This window comes from Coprococcus sp. LG101-27 (genome assembly GCF_027695515.1).
GTDB lineage: Bacteria > Bacillota > Clostridia > Lachnospirales > Lachnospiraceae > Allocoprococcus > Allocoprococcus comes.
On the sequence record NZ_JAQEUJ010000027.1, the window covers coordinates 19,586 to 35,802 of the forward strand.

General features: G+C 40.0%; 17 protein-coding genes. 7 read left to right on the plus strand and 10 right to left on the minus strand.

Translation table 11 applies throughout. The features are described from left to right. Nucleotides 1–4: 4 nt before the first annotated feature. The 4 genes from pstC to PG766_RS14330 all read right to left on the minus strand — a co-directional run bounded on the left by pstC (nt 5) and on the right by PG766_RS14330 (nt 3,782). On the minus strand, nt 5–898 hold the full coding sequence (pstC, locus tag PG766_RS14315; RefSeq protein ID WP_008368514.1) for a phosphate ABC transporter permease subunit PstC: 894 nt from the start codon (nt 896–898) through the stop codon (nt 5–7). Between the two features lie 20 nt (nt 899–918). Beyond that, nucleotides 919–1,848 (minus strand): substrate-binding domain-containing protein, encoded by a 930-nt coding sequence (locus PG766_RS14320; RefSeq protein WP_118199600.1) that lies wholly within the window; start codon nt 1,846–1,848, stop codon nt 919–921. A 227-nt stretch (nt 1,849–2,075) separates the two neighbouring features. After that, a complete protein-coding gene (locus PG766_RS14325; protein WP_022220501.1) occupies nt 2,076–2,783 on the minus strand; it encodes a GTP pyrophosphokinase in 708 nt (235 codons plus the stop codon). 162 nt (nt 2,784–2,945) lie between these two features. Then, nucleotides 2,946–3,782 (minus strand): glucosaminidase domain-containing protein, encoded by an 837-nt coding sequence (locus tag PG766_RS14330; protein ID WP_118199601.1) that lies wholly within the window; start codon nt 3,780–3,782, stop codon nt 2,946–2,948. 229 nt (nt 3,783–4,011) lie between these two features. Between PG766_RS14330 and PG766_RS14335 the strand changes: the two genes are divergently transcribed. Next, a complete protein-coding gene (locus PG766_RS14335) occupies nt 4,012–4,275 on the plus strand; it encodes a hypothetical protein (RefSeq protein ID WP_117559140.1) in 264 nt (87 codons plus the stop codon). Nucleotides 4,276–4,589: 314 nt separating this feature from the next. Here PG766_RS14335 and PG766_RS14340 read toward each other — a convergent pair whose 3' ends face one another. Beyond that, nucleotides 4,590–6,605, minus strand: a complete 2,016-nt coding sequence (locus PG766_RS14340) for a beta-galactosidase (protein ID WP_118199602.1) — start codon at nt 6,603–6,605, stop codon at nt 4,590–4,592. A 117-nt stretch (nt 6,606–6,722) separates the two neighbouring features. Beyond that, nucleotides 6,723–7,595, minus strand: a complete 873-nt coding sequence (locus tag PG766_RS14345; RefSeq protein WP_118199603.1) for a phosphoribosylaminoimidazolesuccinocarboxamide synthase — start codon at nt 7,593–7,595, stop codon at nt 6,723–6,725. A 398-nt stretch (nt 7,596–7,993) separates the two neighbouring features. Here PG766_RS14345 and PG766_RS14350 point away from each other — a divergent pair, with 398 nt between their 5' ends. After that, the gene (locus PG766_RS14350; RefSeq protein WP_118199604.1) at nt 7,994–9,325 is read left to right on the plus strand and encodes a threonine/serine ThrE exporter family protein; all 1,332 of its coding nucleotides are present in this window, start codon (nt 7,994–7,996) and stop codon (nt 9,323–9,325) included. A 56-nt stretch (nt 9,326–9,381) separates the two neighbouring features. Here the strand turns inward: PG766_RS14350 and PG766_RS14355 are convergent, their stop codons facing one another. Next, nucleotides 9,382–10,134 (minus strand): DUF4866 domain-containing protein, encoded by a 753-nt coding sequence (locus PG766_RS14355; RefSeq protein ID WP_118199605.1) that lies wholly within the window; start codon nt 10,132–10,134, stop codon nt 9,382–9,384. Nucleotides 10,135–10,385: 251 nt separating this feature from the next. Here PG766_RS14355 and citC point away from each other — a divergent pair, with 251 nt between their 5' ends. Together citC and citX are read left to right on the plus strand one after the other, a co-directional pair. Beyond that, a complete protein-coding gene (gene citC, locus PG766_RS14360; protein WP_117824665.1) occupies nt 10,386–11,456 on the plus strand; it encodes a [citrate (pro-3S)-lyase] ligase in 1,071 nt (356 codons plus the stop codon). An 11-nt stretch (nt 11,457–11,467) separates the two neighbouring features. Beyond that, the gene (citX, locus tag PG766_RS14365) at nt 11,468–11,962 is read left to right on the plus strand and encodes a citrate lyase holo-[acyl-carrier protein] synthase (RefSeq protein WP_117824666.1); all 495 of its coding nucleotides are present in this window, start codon (nt 11,468–11,470) and stop codon (nt 11,960–11,962) included. A 63-nt stretch (nt 11,963–12,025) separates the two neighbouring features. On the opposite strand, the gene PG766_RS14370 is transcribed toward citX, so the two are convergent. Then, nucleotides 12,026–12,595, minus strand: a complete 570-nt coding sequence (locus PG766_RS14370) for a GNAT family N-acetyltransferase (RefSeq protein WP_117559152.1) — start codon at nt 12,593–12,595, stop codon at nt 12,026–12,028. A gap of 16 nt (nt 12,596–12,611) precedes the next feature. Beyond that, nucleotides 12,612–12,866: an HI0074 family nucleotidyltransferase substrate-binding subunit gene (locus tag PG766_RS14375; protein ID WP_330412103.1), complete on the minus strand. Its 255-nt coding sequence runs from the start codon at nt 12,864–12,866 to the stop codon at nt 12,612–12,614. A gap of 335 nt (nt 12,867–13,201) precedes the next feature. Between PG766_RS14375 and PG766_RS14380 the strand changes: the two genes are divergently transcribed. The 3 genes from PG766_RS14380 to PG766_RS14390 are packed head-to-tail and all read left to right on the plus strand — an operon-like array spanning nt 13,202 to nt 15,069. Next, entirely contained in the window at nt 13,202–13,573 is a 372-nt protein-coding gene (locus PG766_RS14380) for a GntR family transcriptional regulator (protein WP_008368544.1), read from the plus strand. Between the two features lie 3 nt (nt 13,574–13,576). Further along, a complete protein-coding gene (locus tag PG766_RS14385) occupies nt 13,577–14,434 on the plus strand; it encodes an ABC transporter ATP-binding protein (RefSeq protein ID WP_117824668.1) in 858 nt (285 codons plus the stop codon). A gap of 2 nt (nt 14,435–14,436) precedes the next feature. Then, the gene (locus tag PG766_RS14390) at nt 14,437–15,069 is read left to right on the plus strand and encodes an ABC-2 transporter permease (protein ID WP_117824669.1); all 633 of its coding nucleotides are present in this window, start codon (nt 14,437–14,439) and stop codon (nt 15,067–15,069) included. 59 nt (nt 15,070–15,128) lie between these two features. Here the strand turns inward: PG766_RS14390 and PG766_RS14395 are convergent, their stop codons facing one another. Continuing rightward, a complete protein-coding gene (locus PG766_RS14395; protein WP_118199606.1) occupies nt 15,129–16,088 on the minus strand; it encodes a DHH family phosphoesterase in 960 nt (319 codons plus the stop codon). Between the last annotated feature and the right edge of the window lie 129 nt (nt 16,089–16,217).

The window sequence follows — 16,217 nt, forward strand, 5'->3', positions numbered from 1 at the left end:
CTGATCACTCATGTTCACCCCTCCTCTTAAGCAGCGCAACACTAAAATTGATGATCAGGATAAATACAAAAAGTACAACTCCTGTAGCAATCAGCGCTTCCCTGTGAAGTCCGGTCGCATATCCCATCTCAATTACAATATTACCAGTCAGAGTACGGACACCGAGCAGAATATTATTGACCAGTCTAGGCTGGTTTCCTGCGATCATAATAACTGCCATGGTCTCACCGATCGCACGTCCGATTCCAAGTACGATTCCTGTGATCACACCGGACTTTGCCGCCGGAATCACAACTTTGAAAATACTTCTTTCCTGGGTTGCGCCAAGTGCCAGCGAGCCTTCATAGTACTGTGGTGGCACTGCACGCATTGCACTTTCTGTTGTCCCGATGATCGTTGGAAGGATCATCATACCAAGTACAATTGATGTAGTCAGGATTCCTTTTCCATCTCCGGATTTTTCAACCAGTCCCATCATCTTTAAAGTTCTTCCAAAGTCCCGAATGATCGGAACTACGATCACCATGCCGAAGAAACCATATACAACTGACGGAATTCCCGCAAGCAGTTCAGTTGCTGCTTTTAACGGTCTGTAAATTTTCTTCGGGCAATACATAGCCATAAATACCGAAGTCAGAATTCCGATCGGCACACCAAATATAATTGCTCCTGCCGTCACATAGATACTTCCGATGATCATCGGAAAAATACCAAAAAGTTCATTTCCCGGACGCCAGATATCACCGGTTATAAATTTTACAAATCCTATCTGTCTGATTGCAGGGATTCCATTTGCAAACAAGAAGATGCAAATGAGAGCTACCGCCAGCACCGAAGTGCAGGCGGCAATGAAGAACACTCCCTGCATGACTTTTTCAGTCCATGCTTTTGATTTCATTCTTTAATTTCCTCTTTTATTTATTTGGAAACTTCATCCCATGTTGTAACATCCCCAACATAGATTGATTTTACCTGATCTGCTGAAAGCTCATCTGCCGTGTTAGCTTTATTTACGATCACTGCAATACCATCTGTTGCGATTACTGTTGCTTCAAGTTCTGAAGCTTCGTCATCTTTCAGTTCTCTGGATGCCATACCGATATCATAGCTTCCTTCGATCGTAGATGTCATACCTGTTGTAGAATCTGAAGTCTGAAGCTCAATGTCTGCATTTGGGTTTACTTTCTTATATGCTTCAATCAGTTTTTCCATCAGCGGTGATACGGAAGAAGATCCACCTACTACACATTTTCCAGATGGTTTTGATCCTGCATAAGCTTCTACATCCGATACCGGAATGTATTTTTCATTTGATACGATTTCCTGTCCTTCTGTACTCATAATATATGCCATAAAATCTTTTGCAACTTCATTATCAAGATCTTTCTTCACTGCAATATTGAAAGGTCTTGACACTTTGTAAGAACCATTTTCGATATTGTCTGCTGTGGCTTCTGCTCCGTCAATCTTCAGAGCCTTTACGCTGTCATTTAAAGATCCGAGTGATACATAACCGATTGCATATTCGTCACCTGCTACAGTTGTAAGCATTACCGATGTATTATTTGTAATCTGCGCATCTGTTGTTGTCATATCTACTTTCGTTCCGTCTGACTGTTTTTCTTCTATTCCGAACAGCTCAATGAAAGCTCCTCTTGTACCGGATCCATCTTCACGGGATACGATTGTGATATCATTTGATGTATCAAAATCACTTCCGCTATCTGTGCTGCTGTTATCCGTACTGCCCTCTGCGCTCTTGTCAGATGATGATCCTCCGCATCCAACTGCCATTGTTGCTGCCATTGCTGCTACAAGTGCTACTGCCATTAATTTTCTGAATTTCATAATACTAAAATCCTCCGTTTTATGTGTTTTTGTTTTTTCTTTTCTTCACGGTCTCTATCATATAAAATGGTTGTAAAATCTGAAATCCTGGCTGTGTAAAGTTTTTGTTAAATATGATTTTTTCTGTTCAGTGCCAAGAAAGCAGGAGCAGTCAGTTAACGTTGAGTATAATCCTCAACAATCAATTGACTGCTCCTGCTTTCTTATAATTACTTTCTTGTGTTTCTTTATCGGATCATAGGATTCTCAATGATCTCCGCATCCACTTCTTCTGTTTTCTCCGGAACCGGCTTCTCACCGCCTTCTTTCAGACATTCCAGAATTGCTTCATTCAGTGACAGCATCTTGTCATCCAGTGCCGATACCATATCCGCACATTCTTTTAGTTCCCGGCTGATATACTCCGGTGCCTGTCCTTCAAACTTGTAATAAATCTTATGCTCCAGACTCGCCCAGAAATCCATCGCAATTGTCCTGATCTGGATCTCGACCTTCGTATCCACCACACTGTCCGACAGAAAGATCGGAACGGACACCAGCATGTGGTAGCTCTTGTATCCACTTTCCTTCGGATTCTTGATATAGTCTTTGATCGACAGAACCTTTAAGTCGCTCTGATTCCCGATCATCTCCGCAAGCCGGTAAATATCGGATGTAAACGAACAGATCAGACGGACTCCTGCGATATCATTGACATAGCGTACCATGTTCTCAATACTTGTCTCATATCCGTACCGCTTCAGCTTTTTCACAATACTTTCTGCGGATTTGATCCTGGTCTTGATATGCTCGATCGGATTATATCTGTGTACATGTTGAAATTCATCGTTCAGTATCTCCAGCTTCGTCCCTACTTCTTTCAATGCGGAATTGTAAAGAAACATGACGGTCTTCCAGCTGTCTACATCATCGTAATACTTCATTGCTGACTGCATGTAATCTCCCCTTTTTATGTATACTTCCCTCCGGAATCTATCTCCCTTTTTCGTCCCGAAAGTAAAATCAGTATACCATTTTTTCTCTTTGAAATCTATACAGCCCGGGCAAGCTTCATAGTATTTTAATAAATTAGATAATCTCAATCTGACACATTTCTTTTATTTTCGCATTGCATGAATCATTTCTACAATGTCGTATCCATAACGTTCACCCGTTGCCCAGCCATACCCTTCCGGATTTTCTTTCTGCCCCAGCCACTCTACATACGGTGCGCTCCCCTTTGTCACGTAAGAGTAACGGTCATCTACACATTCCCCGGCAAGTGCTTCGTCTGTCGCATAAGCTTTCAGATGCTGGATCTGTGCCCGGATCCCGGTTCTGACATCCGGGTAGGAATTCCCCGGTACGCCTCCTCCCGTCGTCCCGATCCCGGCAAAATTATACTGGGTGATCTGCATATCCCCACCATACTGCAGCCAGCCTGTCTCCTTCATCGCCTGTGCAAATGCAACCTCCGGACGGACGCCTTCTGCCGTGGCTTCTTCATAATACATCTGTGCAAATGTCTCAATATCCGGTGCACCTCCCTGCGTCAAAACTTCTGCCGGATAAGTGCTTCCATACGCTTTAAAATAATTTACCAATTGCCAGGCGCGGATACTGCTGATCCCCATCACCGGATACTGTCCCGGCTGGATGGATGCTTCTACCGCTTCAGCCTCGGCAATGCCTTTTGATTCGGTGTCTGATAGCTGCTGCGCTTCTGTCATCTGGGCTTTAATTGTGCTGTCTGCCTTTGTTGATTCCGTGCTGTCTTTCCTGCTTTTCTCTGTGTTCTTCTGCTTTGCAGTTTTTTCTGATTCTTCTATATAGGTTCTGCCTTTTTCATCTGCGTTCCCGGCTTTGGACTTACCATATATCATACCAATCGATACAAATATCATACAGATTCCCAGTATAACCCGGATTATAGTTTCTCGTTTTATTCCAGACATTTTTCTGATTCCCTGTCTTTTTTCTCTATCCTATTCCATGTTATTGAAAATGATTCTCTTTCTTTCATAAACTTTAGTATCAATATAGCACATCATATCAGAGAATCATAGAATAAAATCTGTCTCCTTTACTTTCTCCCCTAAATCCGCTATACTGAAAATCACTTGATACAAAAACATTCTTCGCCTGACCGGCATTTTTCATATTTATTATAAGGAGGATTTTACCATGTTCCGCTTATGGGGAAAAGAATTTAAAGACAATCATATGATCAGAGATACCACCATCTGTGATGACAGTGACGATACAAGAACCCACAAGATTTTCAATGCTCTGGATGAAATCTGCTATGAATTTGATCTCAGCAAACCGATCTGGCTGGATGTGAATATCAACGAATTCAAGCGGCATTCCAAAGCGAGATTCTATCAGGACAGTTTCGTGGATTCGATTGATTTTGATTTTCTGGAAATCCAGGTGATTGAAGAATAGAAAAAGAGAGGATTTTTCAGCCGCATGAAAAATCCTCTCTTCTTCTATCTCTTCGTTTCATCCGAATAAATTCCACTGGAAAGATATTTCTTCCCCTTGTTTACCTATCTATTTAATAGGTTTTTGTTGTTTTGAATTATATCGTCTTATAACATATATGTCAAGTATGAAAACTGTGTTTTTATTTTTGTACAATCCAAACAGCATCTCTCCTGACATCTTCCTGTTAAATAAAAAGAAACAGAAATCCCAGACAGCTTTGCTTTTGCATCTGTCTGAACTTCCTGTTTCTTTTTATATTTCTCTCAAATTTTTTATTCTTCTAGAATCTTCACCCCAAACTTCGGAAGCATTTCTCCCTTTTCTACAGCATTTCCACTTAATAGATCCATCTTTCCTGCAAATTCTTCCGGAATTTTCAGATCTTCATCCTTAAAGTTCATCACAAAGTAGAAACTCTTCTCTTCTCCGTTACGTTTTACAATCTCCAGTCCGTTACCATTTTCTGCAACCGGATTTACCCTGGCATCTTCTGCTGCCATAGTAAGAATCTTATCTGTTCCAACAACTTCCATACAGCTTCCAATATAATATAATTTTCCTTTTCCATAATCATGTCTGGTCACTGCCGGCATGCCTGCATAGAAATCTTCGGCATATTCGCCCAGTACCTCCGCACCTTCCAGATGCATCAGATCACAGACGATCTTACATTTACTCTGGCTTCCGTCCTTAAAAGTTACTATATTATACTGTTCCGGCGCAAGAGCATCAATTTCTTCTACCCAGATACCGGCCATCTCTCTTAATGGTCCCGGATATCCGCCCAGATATACATTGTCCGACTCACCAACGATACCACTCATATAAGTCGTCACCAGAATACCGCCATTTTTTACATATTTCTCCAGTGCTTCCTTCATCCCCGGTTTTACCATATAAAGAACCGGTGCTACGATCATCTTATATTTAGAAAAATCTGCATCTACCGGAATCATTGTAACCCCCATATTATGATCATAGAAATAGCGGTAATACCGATGGATCTGATCCACATATTTGAGACTGATGGATGGTCCACTTGTGTATTCCAATGCCCAATAGTTATCCCAGTCAAAGATTACACCGACCTCTGCTTCATTAACAGTTCCCGGAATCACATTACTCAGTTTTTCCAATTCTTCACCTAACTGTTTCACTTCGCGGAACACTCTTGTATTTTCCGTTCCGGCATGAGCAATGACTGCTCCGTGGAACTTCTCACATCCGCCTACACTTCGGCGCAACTGAAAGAACTGGATTGTATCCGCACCGTGCGCCATGGTCTGATAGCTCTGCGCGCGCATCTGACCCGGACGTTTAAGTGAGTTATATGGCTGCCAGTTCTGTTGGCTCGGTGTCTGTTCCATCAGCATAAACGGCTGATCTTTGAGTCCACGCATCAAATCATGCTTCATTGCGACCAGACTCCATGGTGTATTATAAGAAGGATAATTATCCCAGGAGATCACATCCATTTCCTTTGCCCATTTGAAATAATCAAGTCCTTTAAAGGTTCCCATCATATTTGTAGTGATCGGTGTCTCTTTGTCAAATTTACGGATTGCTTCTTTTTCCATCTTGAAGTTATTCAGCATTCCGTCTGAATTAAAGCGACAATAATCAATCGATAGTCCGGCAAAAGCTGTCATATGCGGTTCTGCCGCATCTTCAATCCCGTCACCAAGAGCATCTGGAAGTACTACTTCATCCCAGTCATAAATCGTATGTCCCCAAAATTCGGTATTCCATGCTTTGTTCAGTTCATCCAGTGTCTGATATTTTTCACGCAGCCAGACTCGGAAAGCTTTCTCACAATTTTCGCAGTAGCATTCTCCACCATACTCGTTGCTGATATGCCAGCAGGTTACATGTGGATTGTTCCCGTAACGCTCGGCAAGCTTTCCGGCCAGACGGGATGCAAACTTCTGAAACACAAGGGAATTCGGGCAAGCATTATGACGCTGTCCGAATTTGTGATGTCTTCCCTCATAATCAGTCCTTGCGACCTCCGGATAACGCTTTACCATCCATGCCGGCAGCGCTGCTGTTGATGTAGCAAGCACGATATCGTAATTCTCCTGGCTGAGCATAGCAATCACTTCATCCAGTTCTGTAAAATTGTAAGTATCTTCCGATGGCTGGATCTTTGCCCATGAAAATACATTAATCGTTGCACTATTGATACGGGCATCTTTGAAAATGCGCATATCTTCTTTCCAGACCTCTTTTCCCCACTGGTTCGGGTTATAATCTCCGCCGTATAAAATCCTCTTAAATGGTCGTTTCATAAGATTCTTCCTTTCTCATTGATATTTTCCTATTATTATAATAGCAGTTAATAAAAGGACCGGCAATTAAAAGCCGATCCTTTTGTATTTTTATTCTTATGATATGAAATGCAATAATTATGCAAGCTTTTCTCCAGTAAGCATCTCATATGCCTGCAGATATTTTTCAATTGTTTTGTCCACGATTTCCTGTGGAAGTGTCCAGTTGTTATCTGGATTAGCTGTAAGCCAGTCACGTGCAAACTGTTTGTCAAAAGACGGCTGTCCGTGTCCCGGTTCATATCCGTCCGCCGGCCAGAATCTTGAGCTGTCCGGTGTCAGCATCTCATCACCGATCACCATATTGCCTTCTTCATCAAGGCCAAATTCAAACTTGGTATCTGCAATGATGATTCCTTTACTGAGTGCATATTCTGCGCATTTTTTATAGAGAGCGATCGTGTTGTCACGAAGCTTTTCTGCTAATTCTTTTCCTCTTCCCGGGAAATATTTTTCCAGATGATCGATACTCTGTTCAAAAGAAATATTCTCATCATGATCACCGATCTCTGCTTTTGTAGATGGTGTGTAAATCGGTTCAGGAAGTTTGTCTGATTCCTGTAATCCTTCCGGAAGTTTGATTCCGCATACAGTTCCATTCTCTTTGTAGCTCTTCCAGCCACTTCCTGTGATATAGCCACGAACGATACATTCGATCGGAAGCATGTTCAGCTTCTTGCATATCATGGATTTGCCTTCGTATTTCTCCTGCTGAAAGAATTCCGGCATATCCTTTGTATCTACAGAAATCATATGGTTCGGAAGAATATCTTCTGTCATATCGAACCAGAATTTTGACATCTGTGTCAGAACAGTACCTTTCTTAGTTACTTCATTATTCAGAATCACGTCAAAGCAGCTGATACGGTCTGTTGCAACCATGATCAGGCTGTCGCCATTGTCATAAATCTCACGTACTTTACCTTCTTTGATCGGTTTTAATTCCTGCATGTTCTTACACCTCATTGATTCATTTTCTTAATAAATAAACGGAGTTTTCTTAACTCTCAATAACCGTAACACCTAACATAATGAGTGTCAAGAAAAACCGGCTTTCTTGCTTATTAGCATTTTTTATTAGCATTTATTACTTTAAAAACTGCCGGTGTTTTCTACATACTTTTTCTTATACACATTAGACAAAAAATGGTTTTTCATTTTATGCACATTGCCTCGGTCATGTTTTTAAATCCACATTGGCATATCCGTATCCTTTTTCAGGATTTCTCAACTCTTCTATTGACTTTTGCATTTCGATGATTATACTTTATTATGATAATTCAATACCAATAATACATATTTAATATATTGTTCATATATTATTGGTATAGCAAAAGGAAGTGAAATTTATGCAGCAAGGCATAATAGAAAAAAATCATATGGACATTCTATGGCATGATTATGCACTGAATAAAGAAGATACCATTCCTATCACAAAGGCCGGGCTAATTGAAAAAGCCTCCGTTGTCGGTAGATGTGGCATGATGCTTCTTTCCTGTGGAACCGGAGCATGGCGTGTTCGAAGCTCCATGAATACCCTTTCCAGAGAACTGGGAATCACCTGTACCGCCGACATCGGCCTGATGTCCATTGAATACACCTGTTTTGACGGTGAAAACTGTTTTTCACAGTCGCTGTGTCTGACCAATACCGGTGTTAATACTTCGAAATTGAACCGACTGGAAAACTTCATCAACGATTTCCCAACAAAGGAAAAATATCTTTCCGGTGAACAGATTCATTCTTATCTGGATGAGATTGAACGGATCCATGGCCTTTACTCTCCAGTTGCACTCGGATTTGCCGCAGCATTTGCCTGTGGGGCATTTACCTTTCTCCTTGGTGGCGGACCGGTAGAAATGCTTCTTGCTTTTTTCGGTGCCGGTATCGGCAACTTTGTAAGATGTAAACTGACTAAGCATCATTTCACATTATTCTTAGGCATTACTGCCTCTGTTGCTGCTGCCTGCCTTATCTATGCTGCACTTTTAAAAACAACTGAACTGTTGTTCGGCATTTCTCTTGCTCATGAAGCCGGATATATATGCTCTATGCTTTTCATCATTCCCGGTTTTCCATTTATCACCAGCGGAATCGACCTTGCAAAACTGGATATGCGATCCGGCCTGGAACGACTTGCTTACGCAATGATCATCATTCTTGTCGCAACCTTGACCGCCTGGATCATGGCACTTATCCTTCATTTAAAGCCAAGTGATTTCCCACCTCTTTCTCTCACACTCTGGCAACATATACTATTCCGGCTTCTCGCCAGCTTCTGCGGGGTGTTCGGCTTTTCTGTTATGTTCAACAGTCCTAAAGAACTCTCTGCCACAGCCGGTATCATTGGAGCAATTGCCAATACACTCCGTCTTGAACTGGTAGACTTGGCCTCCCTGCCTCCTGCAGCCGCAGCTTTTATCGGTGCCCTGACTGCCGGAATTCTGGCTTCTGTATTAAAAAGCAAAATCGGTTACCCGAGAATTTCTCTGACTGTACCTTCTATTGTCATCATGGTACCGGGACTTTATCTTTACCGGGCAATCTATAATCTTGGAGTGATGTCTCTGCAAACCTCTGCATCCTGGTTTGCAGCTGCAATACTTATCATTCTTGCCTTGCCTCTTGGACTTATCTTTGCAAGAATTCTGACGGACAAGACATTCCGTTATTGCACGTAAAAAAGAATTTTAAATAAAAAGATGCATCTGATCTTTTTTCAACCAGATGCATCTTTTTATTTACCATATACAATTTGATCCGCTTTTTCTATATGCCTTTCCAGTCTGTCAGAAAAGTGTTCCAGCGGAAGGAAAACCCCCATTTCATCAAATCTTTTTCCTTCTTCCTGCAAGAAATCCTGTCCGTAATATACCACAGAATTTGGCAGTTCCTTTTGAAGTTCCATCATAATATCCCACACAGCTGCATAAGCTTCAGCCTCCGTCTTTTTTTCTTTTACGGTATCCGGAAGTTCATAGATCAGAAGTACTCCGTCATGCTCTCCCATCTTATATTCCTGTATTTCCATTGTTTCTGAATCATAACAATGCCTTTTCTTATATCCATGTGCCAGATACATTTTTACTTTATCACGCTTCTGATAAACTTTTCGAAATTTTTCATATTCTTTTTCCTTTACATGAATCGGAAGATTTTCCAGAAGCTTTCCCTCTTCATCTGTCAAAAAATTAGGATTTGTCTGTCCATCCGCATTAAATTTAAACGGTATCAGAAAAGCATTTCTTAAAAGATCGAACATACTGTTTTGGCACACAGCCATGAGAAATGCAGTCAAATCTTTATTTTCATATGCATCGAATAATGCAGCGGTGAACTGCTTTGCGGGAAGATTCTCTGTCACAAACTCATCTCCGGAATCAATGGCATCATAAAAAGTTCTTTTCAGTCGCCTGCATGCCTCCGGGTTTGCAAGAATCTTGTCAAATAACATCTCGGCTTTTTCTTCTCTTGGAAAAATGGTTGCCATATCTATCCTTCCTTTACTATAAATCATACGATTATTTTTTATCCGACTATATTATAGGGTTATCCTGGTTATTAGTAAATTACATAATTCATATTGTGATCATATCAATATGACATAAATCCAATTTGTATTTTTTTAAGAATAATGCCTGATTTCTTTCTTGAATCCATGCTCCTCTTTACATTTTCTATACACATGTTAAAATAATTTCATCAAATATTTTGAGCTACTGTGCAGAAAGGAATTTATCTATGTCAGATTATTATATTTCTCAAATCTATCCTTCTGACAAGCGAGCCAACGATGAAGTGGACGCGCTCCTTATCTCAGAAGGGATCCGCAGAGATGCTAACCTGGATTACACCTGCGGCATGTATGACGATGAGATGCACATTATCGCAACAGGAAGCTGTTTTGGCAACACCTTACGATGTTTTGCCGTAAGCCATGAACATCAGGGAGAAGGACTGATGAATTCCATCGTCTCTCATCTGATTGAATTTCAGTTTTCAAGAGGGAATACACACCTTTTTCTTTACACCAAATGTAATTCTGCCAAGTTCTTCGGTGATCTTGGATTCTATGAAATTGCCCGGATCGATGGACAGATTGTCTTCATGGAAAACCGAAAAACCGGATTTCAGAATTATCTGCGTACTTTTGCAAAAGATGCACTTCCAGAAGAATTGACTGCTGAGACTCCCACCAGAAAGATTGCTGCTCTCGTCATGAACGCCAACCCGTTTACCCTCGGACACCAGTATCTTGTAGAAAAAGCGGCTGCTGAAAATGATCTGCTTCATCTCTTCATTGTCAGTGAAGATGCCAGCCTGGTTCCATTCAAGATCAGAAAACAACTCGTCATGAAAGGAACAGCACACTTGAAAAACATCTGTTATCACGACAGTGGCCCATATATTATCAGCAATGCTACTTTTCCAAGCTATTTCCAGAAAGATGAGAATGCAGTGATTGAAAGCCACGCCATGCTGGACCTGACGGTATTTACGCAGATTGCAAAGGTGCTCAGTATCACTCGCCGTTACGTAGGGGAAGAGCCTACTAGCCTGGTTACCGGAATCTATAACCGGATCATGTCTGAAAAATTACCGGAACAGGGCATCGAATGTATCGTTGTCCCAAGAAAGACCTGTGAGGATACACCGATCAGCGCTTCCAATGTACGTCTTGCCCTGCAAAATGGTGACTATGATACCCTTTCGAAGCTGGTACCGCAAACCACACTGGATTATTTCAAAAGTCCGGAAGCAATTCCTGTAATCGAACGGATCAGACAACAAGAAAATGTTATTCATTATTAGGAGGATCTGCTATGAAAGGACAGGAAGTAGTATTAACCGACATGCTCGCCTGCCGCGAGCGCCGCGTTAATATACAAAATGAATATATTCAAAGATATCATTGCCCAGTGATTTCATTCTGCATGAATATTCCGGGACCTATAAAGACGAATGAACAGATCAAAAAAGCATTCCTTTCCGGAAAAGAAGCACTTTTTGCTGTATTACAAAAAGAGAACATTCCGATTCTTACCCAAACTGAGTTTGATGAGAAGACTGGAAATGAAATTATTCTTACAGTCGACTATCCGGCAGATAAAATTAAAGAACTAACAACAGAACTCGAAGAAAGCCATCCCTTCGGACGTCTTTTTGATATGGATGTGATTGGAACAGACGGAGAAAAACTCTCCCGCGGCGTCTACCGCAAATGTTTGATCTGCGGCTGTCAGGCACAGGAATGTGCCCGGTCACGAAAGCATACCGTCGCTGAAATGCAGGCGAAGATCGAAGAGATGCTCTCATAACAATATTGAGAAACGGGAGAATGCATTTTCAAACAGCATTCTCCCGTTTTTTAATTTCCATCACTATATTTCTGAAAATCTCTTTACCTGCTCCGGTTTCTCCGGATGTTCTCCTATCATCTTCTCCATCCAGACCATATGGTACCAACGCCCAAATTTATAACCACACTTCCGGAATTCTCCGATCAAACGGTATCCCAGATGTTCATGGAACTGCTTGCTGTTCTTTGTCAGATATTCATCGTCTTCTTCCGGATATCCAATGCATGCATATAGATTGATGATATTCTGTGCTTTCAGTGCAGTTTCAAGTGCCTGATAAAGCAGTTTTCCAACACCACCGTGCCTGCAACCCTTCTTTACATAAATCGTAGTTTCTGCCGACCAGTCATATGCAGCCCGTCCATAAAAAGCTCCTGCATATGCATAACCGATAATCTCGCTGTCTCTTACTGCCACCAGATACGGATATTTTTTCAGTGTGTGACGAATCCGTCCGGTAAACTCTTCCAGTGTCGGAACATCATATTCAAATGTAATTGCTGTGTCCGTTATATATGGTGCATAGATACTTAAAATTTCTGCTGCGTCCGCTTCGGTTGCCGGACGGATCTTGATTTCATTTGTATTCATTTTATGCTCCTGACTACTATATCCAATTCCTGTCAATTTCTTCTTTTAATTCACAGAACATTTTATAAAACTTCTGTTTTGCCTGCGTAATAATCCCCATTGCAATCTTTCGGTTATAAGAATGTATTACATTATTTCTTTCTTGTAATGCAGATAACCATAGTTCTTCATCCTTTATCATACCTGCTTTATATGCTGTTTTGAGAATCATTTTCGGAGAATCTGTTGCTCCTTCTGCAAATCCATGTATCTCCAATATTTCTTTCATCATCTTCCATGACTGCTACACAATGTATATCATGTTTTTTTGCAAATGAAATAATTTCGTCTATAACTTCCGTTTTTATTCCTGTATTCGCAAAAGTCTGCATTTTTCCTTCCTCCCACTACCATAACTTTAATCAGAGAAATCATTATATTTATTCTCCTACTCTTCATACATTGATTTCTCCAGATATTATTCGACTGGTAATTCCGTTTAATCTATAAAAATTATCATACCATGAATCAAATTTCTATACAAGCAGGATTGTTTCTCTTGACACACCTTCGCTAACTGTATATACTGTATATATACAGTTATAACATTTTAAGCGAGGTGAAAACGTGAATATATTCATAGATAACAAAAGTGGTGCACCCATCTATGAACAGATTTTTACACAACTCAAATCGCAAATTATAAGTGGAACATTGCCATCTGACGAAGCTCTTCCTTCCATTCGAAGCCTTGCCAAAGATCTACGAATCAGTGTCGTAACAACCAAGCGGGCTTACGATGAACTGGAAAAAGAAGGTTTTATTTACACGATTGCAGCAAAGGGCTGTTTCGTTGCTCCACTTAATACGGATCTTTTGCGTGAAACAAATCTGAAAAAAATTGAAGACTACATGGAAAAAATAGTACATCTTGCAGCTTCCTGTAATCTAAGCGAACAGGAACTTACTGAGATGCTTCATTTCATGATGGAGGAATAGCTTATGACCACATTTGAAACAAATGCTTTAGAAATAAACGATTTGAATAAGAACTATCCTGGATTTTCCCTGAATCATCTAAATCTCACTCTTCCCAGTGGGTGTATCTTAGGACTCATCGGTGAAAATGGTGCCGGAAAAACTACCACCATTAAACTAATTCTGGATATCATAAAAAAAGACAGCGGTTCGATTCGAATTTTGGGAAGAGACTGCACTTCTGCTACTACTATCTTGAAAGAAGAAATTGGCGTTGTATTAGATGAAGTTGGTTTTCAGGAATGCCTGACTCCTTTACAGATTGGACGCATTATGAAGGATATTTTCCACAACTGGGATCCTTCTCTATACGACCAATATCTCCAAAAATTTAACCTTCCAAATAAAAAAGAATTTGGTAAGTTTTCAAAAGGAATGAAGATGAAACTTGGAATTGCAGTTGCTCTCTCTCATCATCCTAAACTTCTGATCCTTGATGAAGCAACAAGCGGTCTTGATCCTGTAATGCGCGATGAAATCCTTGATATTTTCAATGATTTTACCAGAGATGAATCTCATGCAATTTTAATTTCTTCCCATATTGTAAGTGATCTGGAGAAAATTTGTGATTATGTTGCCTTTCTTCATAAAGGTAACCTTGTTCTTTTCGAAGAAAAAGACCGGCTTCTGGAAAAATACGGTATCATTCAATGTACAAAGGAACAGCTTCAGGAACTAGATCAATCTGCGGTCATCGGAGTCAAATACTCTTCTTACAATGTAGAAGCAGTAGTTCTTCGAGATCAGATTCCGAAAGGATTTAAGGTACATCCGATCAGTATAGAAGATTTGTTTATTTTTATGATAAAGGGGGTTCACTGAATATGAAAGGATTACTTCGTAAAGATCTTTATTTGATGATAAAATATTGTCGTTTATTTTTTATTCTGATTATTGTATTTTCCTTTGCCGGAGCATGGAATAACAATCTGTTTTTTGCATTATATCCTATTACAATTTCCAGTATTATCCCGGTAAACCTGCTTTCTTACGATGAAAAATCAAATTGGAGTCTCTATGCCTGTACCTTTCCCTGTAGCCGGAAAGAAATTGTATCCTCCAAATATATTTTAACAGTATGTACCCTTACACTTTCTGCCATCATTGTTGAAGTAGTGCAAACAATCAACATGATTATAAGACACAACTTTCATATTTCCGGTCTTCTTACTATTTTTACAATTATCTTTATAACCGGATTACTGCCACCTGCCTTTATGTTTCCGTTTACCTTCAAACTAGGTGCTGAGAAAGGTCGGTTTGCTTATTATATTGGATTTATTTTATTTTTCGCATTGCTTGGTTCGTTGCAATCTGTCATAAAAAATTTGCCTCTCGGACTTGCACATTTCCCTTTCCGAAGTGACTATATTTTGATTCTTTTTTTCATAGGTTTATTACTGTATATAATTTCCTGGATTCTATCCATAAAATTCTATCAGAACAGGGAATTCTAACATCATTATAGAAAGAAACAGCGGTTTACTTCCTTTTTTGTAAACCACTGTTTCTTTTTTTATTTCATGATTTTTTCCATTCTCTCTTTGATAATGTCTGCAATTTCCCATCCTGCATAACTTTCGCAGATACAATCTCTTGAAATCACACCGCCGGCTTTATCTATATGGCCACCACCGCTTCCGATTCCATCGCAGAGCTTTTCTGCCACTTCATTTGCAAGATACTCCCGATCCGCGCTTCTTATTGAAACCTGATATCCAGTGTCAATATCCGTATATGCAATGCTAACTTTGGCAACATCAACCTTTATCGCCATATCACCAATGATTCCAAGCACTGATTGCTCACAATGCATTGCACTGATCAAAAGATATTGCTTCTCTTTATCAAAATATGCATGGTACAAAGCTTCTCCTGCAATCATGAGGTCCTCCAGACTCATGGATGATTTTTTTAACCGTTCCAGTTCCGGATAATCTTTGCTTAACTCATCGCGCATCGCAATGTCATGCTTCTTGTACAAATCTACATAGGAAGAAGTATCTGTATACAATCCATATAAAAATGCAATACTTAACTTTTCATTCGCCTTTACATCATATCCTTCTTCTTTCAAAAGTTCCCAGACAATTGTAGAACAGCTTTGATAAGAATAGTCAATAAAAGCATTTTCTGTTTTTTTCATGGAAGGCATATGATGATCAATCATTGCTATATTATCCGCTTCAAAACGATATACATTTCCTCTTCCATATTGCCCATCAACCAGCAGTAGAAGATCTGTCTTTGGTGACTCTTTTACGTATTCTACCGGAATCTCACAGATATCAATCATGTACAAAAGATCTTTTTTTTGGATTTCATAATCTCCACTGTAAATAATTGACACATTGATATCCTGTAGTTTTAAATATGTATACACCCCATATGCCGCAGCCAGTGCATCTGCATCTGGACTGTTATGACATTGAATACATATATTTTTGTACTTTAATAGCTGATTTAAAAAACCCATTTGCTCATGCCTCTTAAATTACTCTCATTCTTTCAGCATATTACCACATTTTTCCTTAAAGGTAAATAATTTCCTATGTAATATATGTAATAAAAAAACTGCAAACCCTTACGGTCTACAGCTCCCTTA

Coding starts and splice junctions, on each gene's coding strand:
- pstC (WP_008368514.1), bottom strand. CDS start 898: ATGAAATCAAAAGCATGGACTGAAAAAGTCATGCAGGGAGTGTTCTTC.
- PG766_RS14320 (WP_118199600.1), bottom strand. CDS start 1,848: ATGAAATTCAGAAAATTAATGGCAGTAGCACTTGTAGCAGCAATGGCA.
- PG766_RS14325 (WP_022220501.1), bottom strand. CDS start 2,783: ATGCAGTCAGCAATGAAGTATTACGATGATGTAGACAGCTGGAAGACC.
- PG766_RS14330 (WP_118199601.1), bottom strand. CDS start 3,782: ATGTCTGGAATAAAACGAGAAACTATAATCCGGGTTATACTGGGAATC.
- PG766_RS14335 (WP_117559140.1), top strand. CDS start 4,012: ATGTTCCGCTTATGGGGAAAAGAATTTAAAGACAATCATATGATCAGA.
- PG766_RS14340 (WP_118199602.1), bottom strand. CDS start 6,605: ATGAAACGACCATTTAAGAGGATTTTATACGGCGGAGATTATAACCCG.
- PG766_RS14345 (WP_118199603.1), bottom strand. CDS start 7,595: ATGCAGGAATTAAAACCGATCAAAGAAGGTAAAGTACGTGAGATTTAT.
- PG766_RS14350 (WP_118199604.1), top strand. CDS start 7,994: ATGCAGCAAGGCATAATAGAAAAAAATCATATGGACATTCTATGGCAT.
- PG766_RS14355 (WP_118199605.1), bottom strand. CDS start 10,134: ATGGCAACCATTTTTCCAAGAGAAGAAAAAGCCGAGATGTTATTTGAC.
- citC (WP_117824665.1), top strand. CDS start 10,386: ATGTCAGATTATTATATTTCTCAAATCTATCCTTCTGACAAGCGAGCC.
- citX (WP_117824666.1), top strand. CDS start 11,468: ATGAAAGGACAGGAAGTAGTATTAACCGACATGCTCGCCTGCCGCGAG.
- PG766_RS14370 (WP_117559152.1), bottom strand. CDS start 12,595: ATGAATACAAATGAAATCAAGATCCGTCCGGCAACCGAAGCGGACGCA.
- PG766_RS14375 (WP_330412103.1), bottom strand. CDS start 12,866: ATGATGAAAGAAATATTGGAGATACATGGATTTGCAGAAGGAGCAACA.
- PG766_RS14385 (WP_117824668.1), top strand. CDS start 13,577: ATGACCACATTTGAAACAAATGCTTTAGAAATAAACGATTTGAATAAG.
- PG766_RS14390 (WP_117824669.1), top strand. CDS start 14,437: ATGAAAGGATTACTTCGTAAAGATCTTTATTTGATGATAAAATATTGT.
- PG766_RS14395 (WP_118199606.1), bottom strand. CDS start 16,088: ATGGGTTTTTTAAATCAGCTATTAAAGTACAAAAATATATGTATTCAA.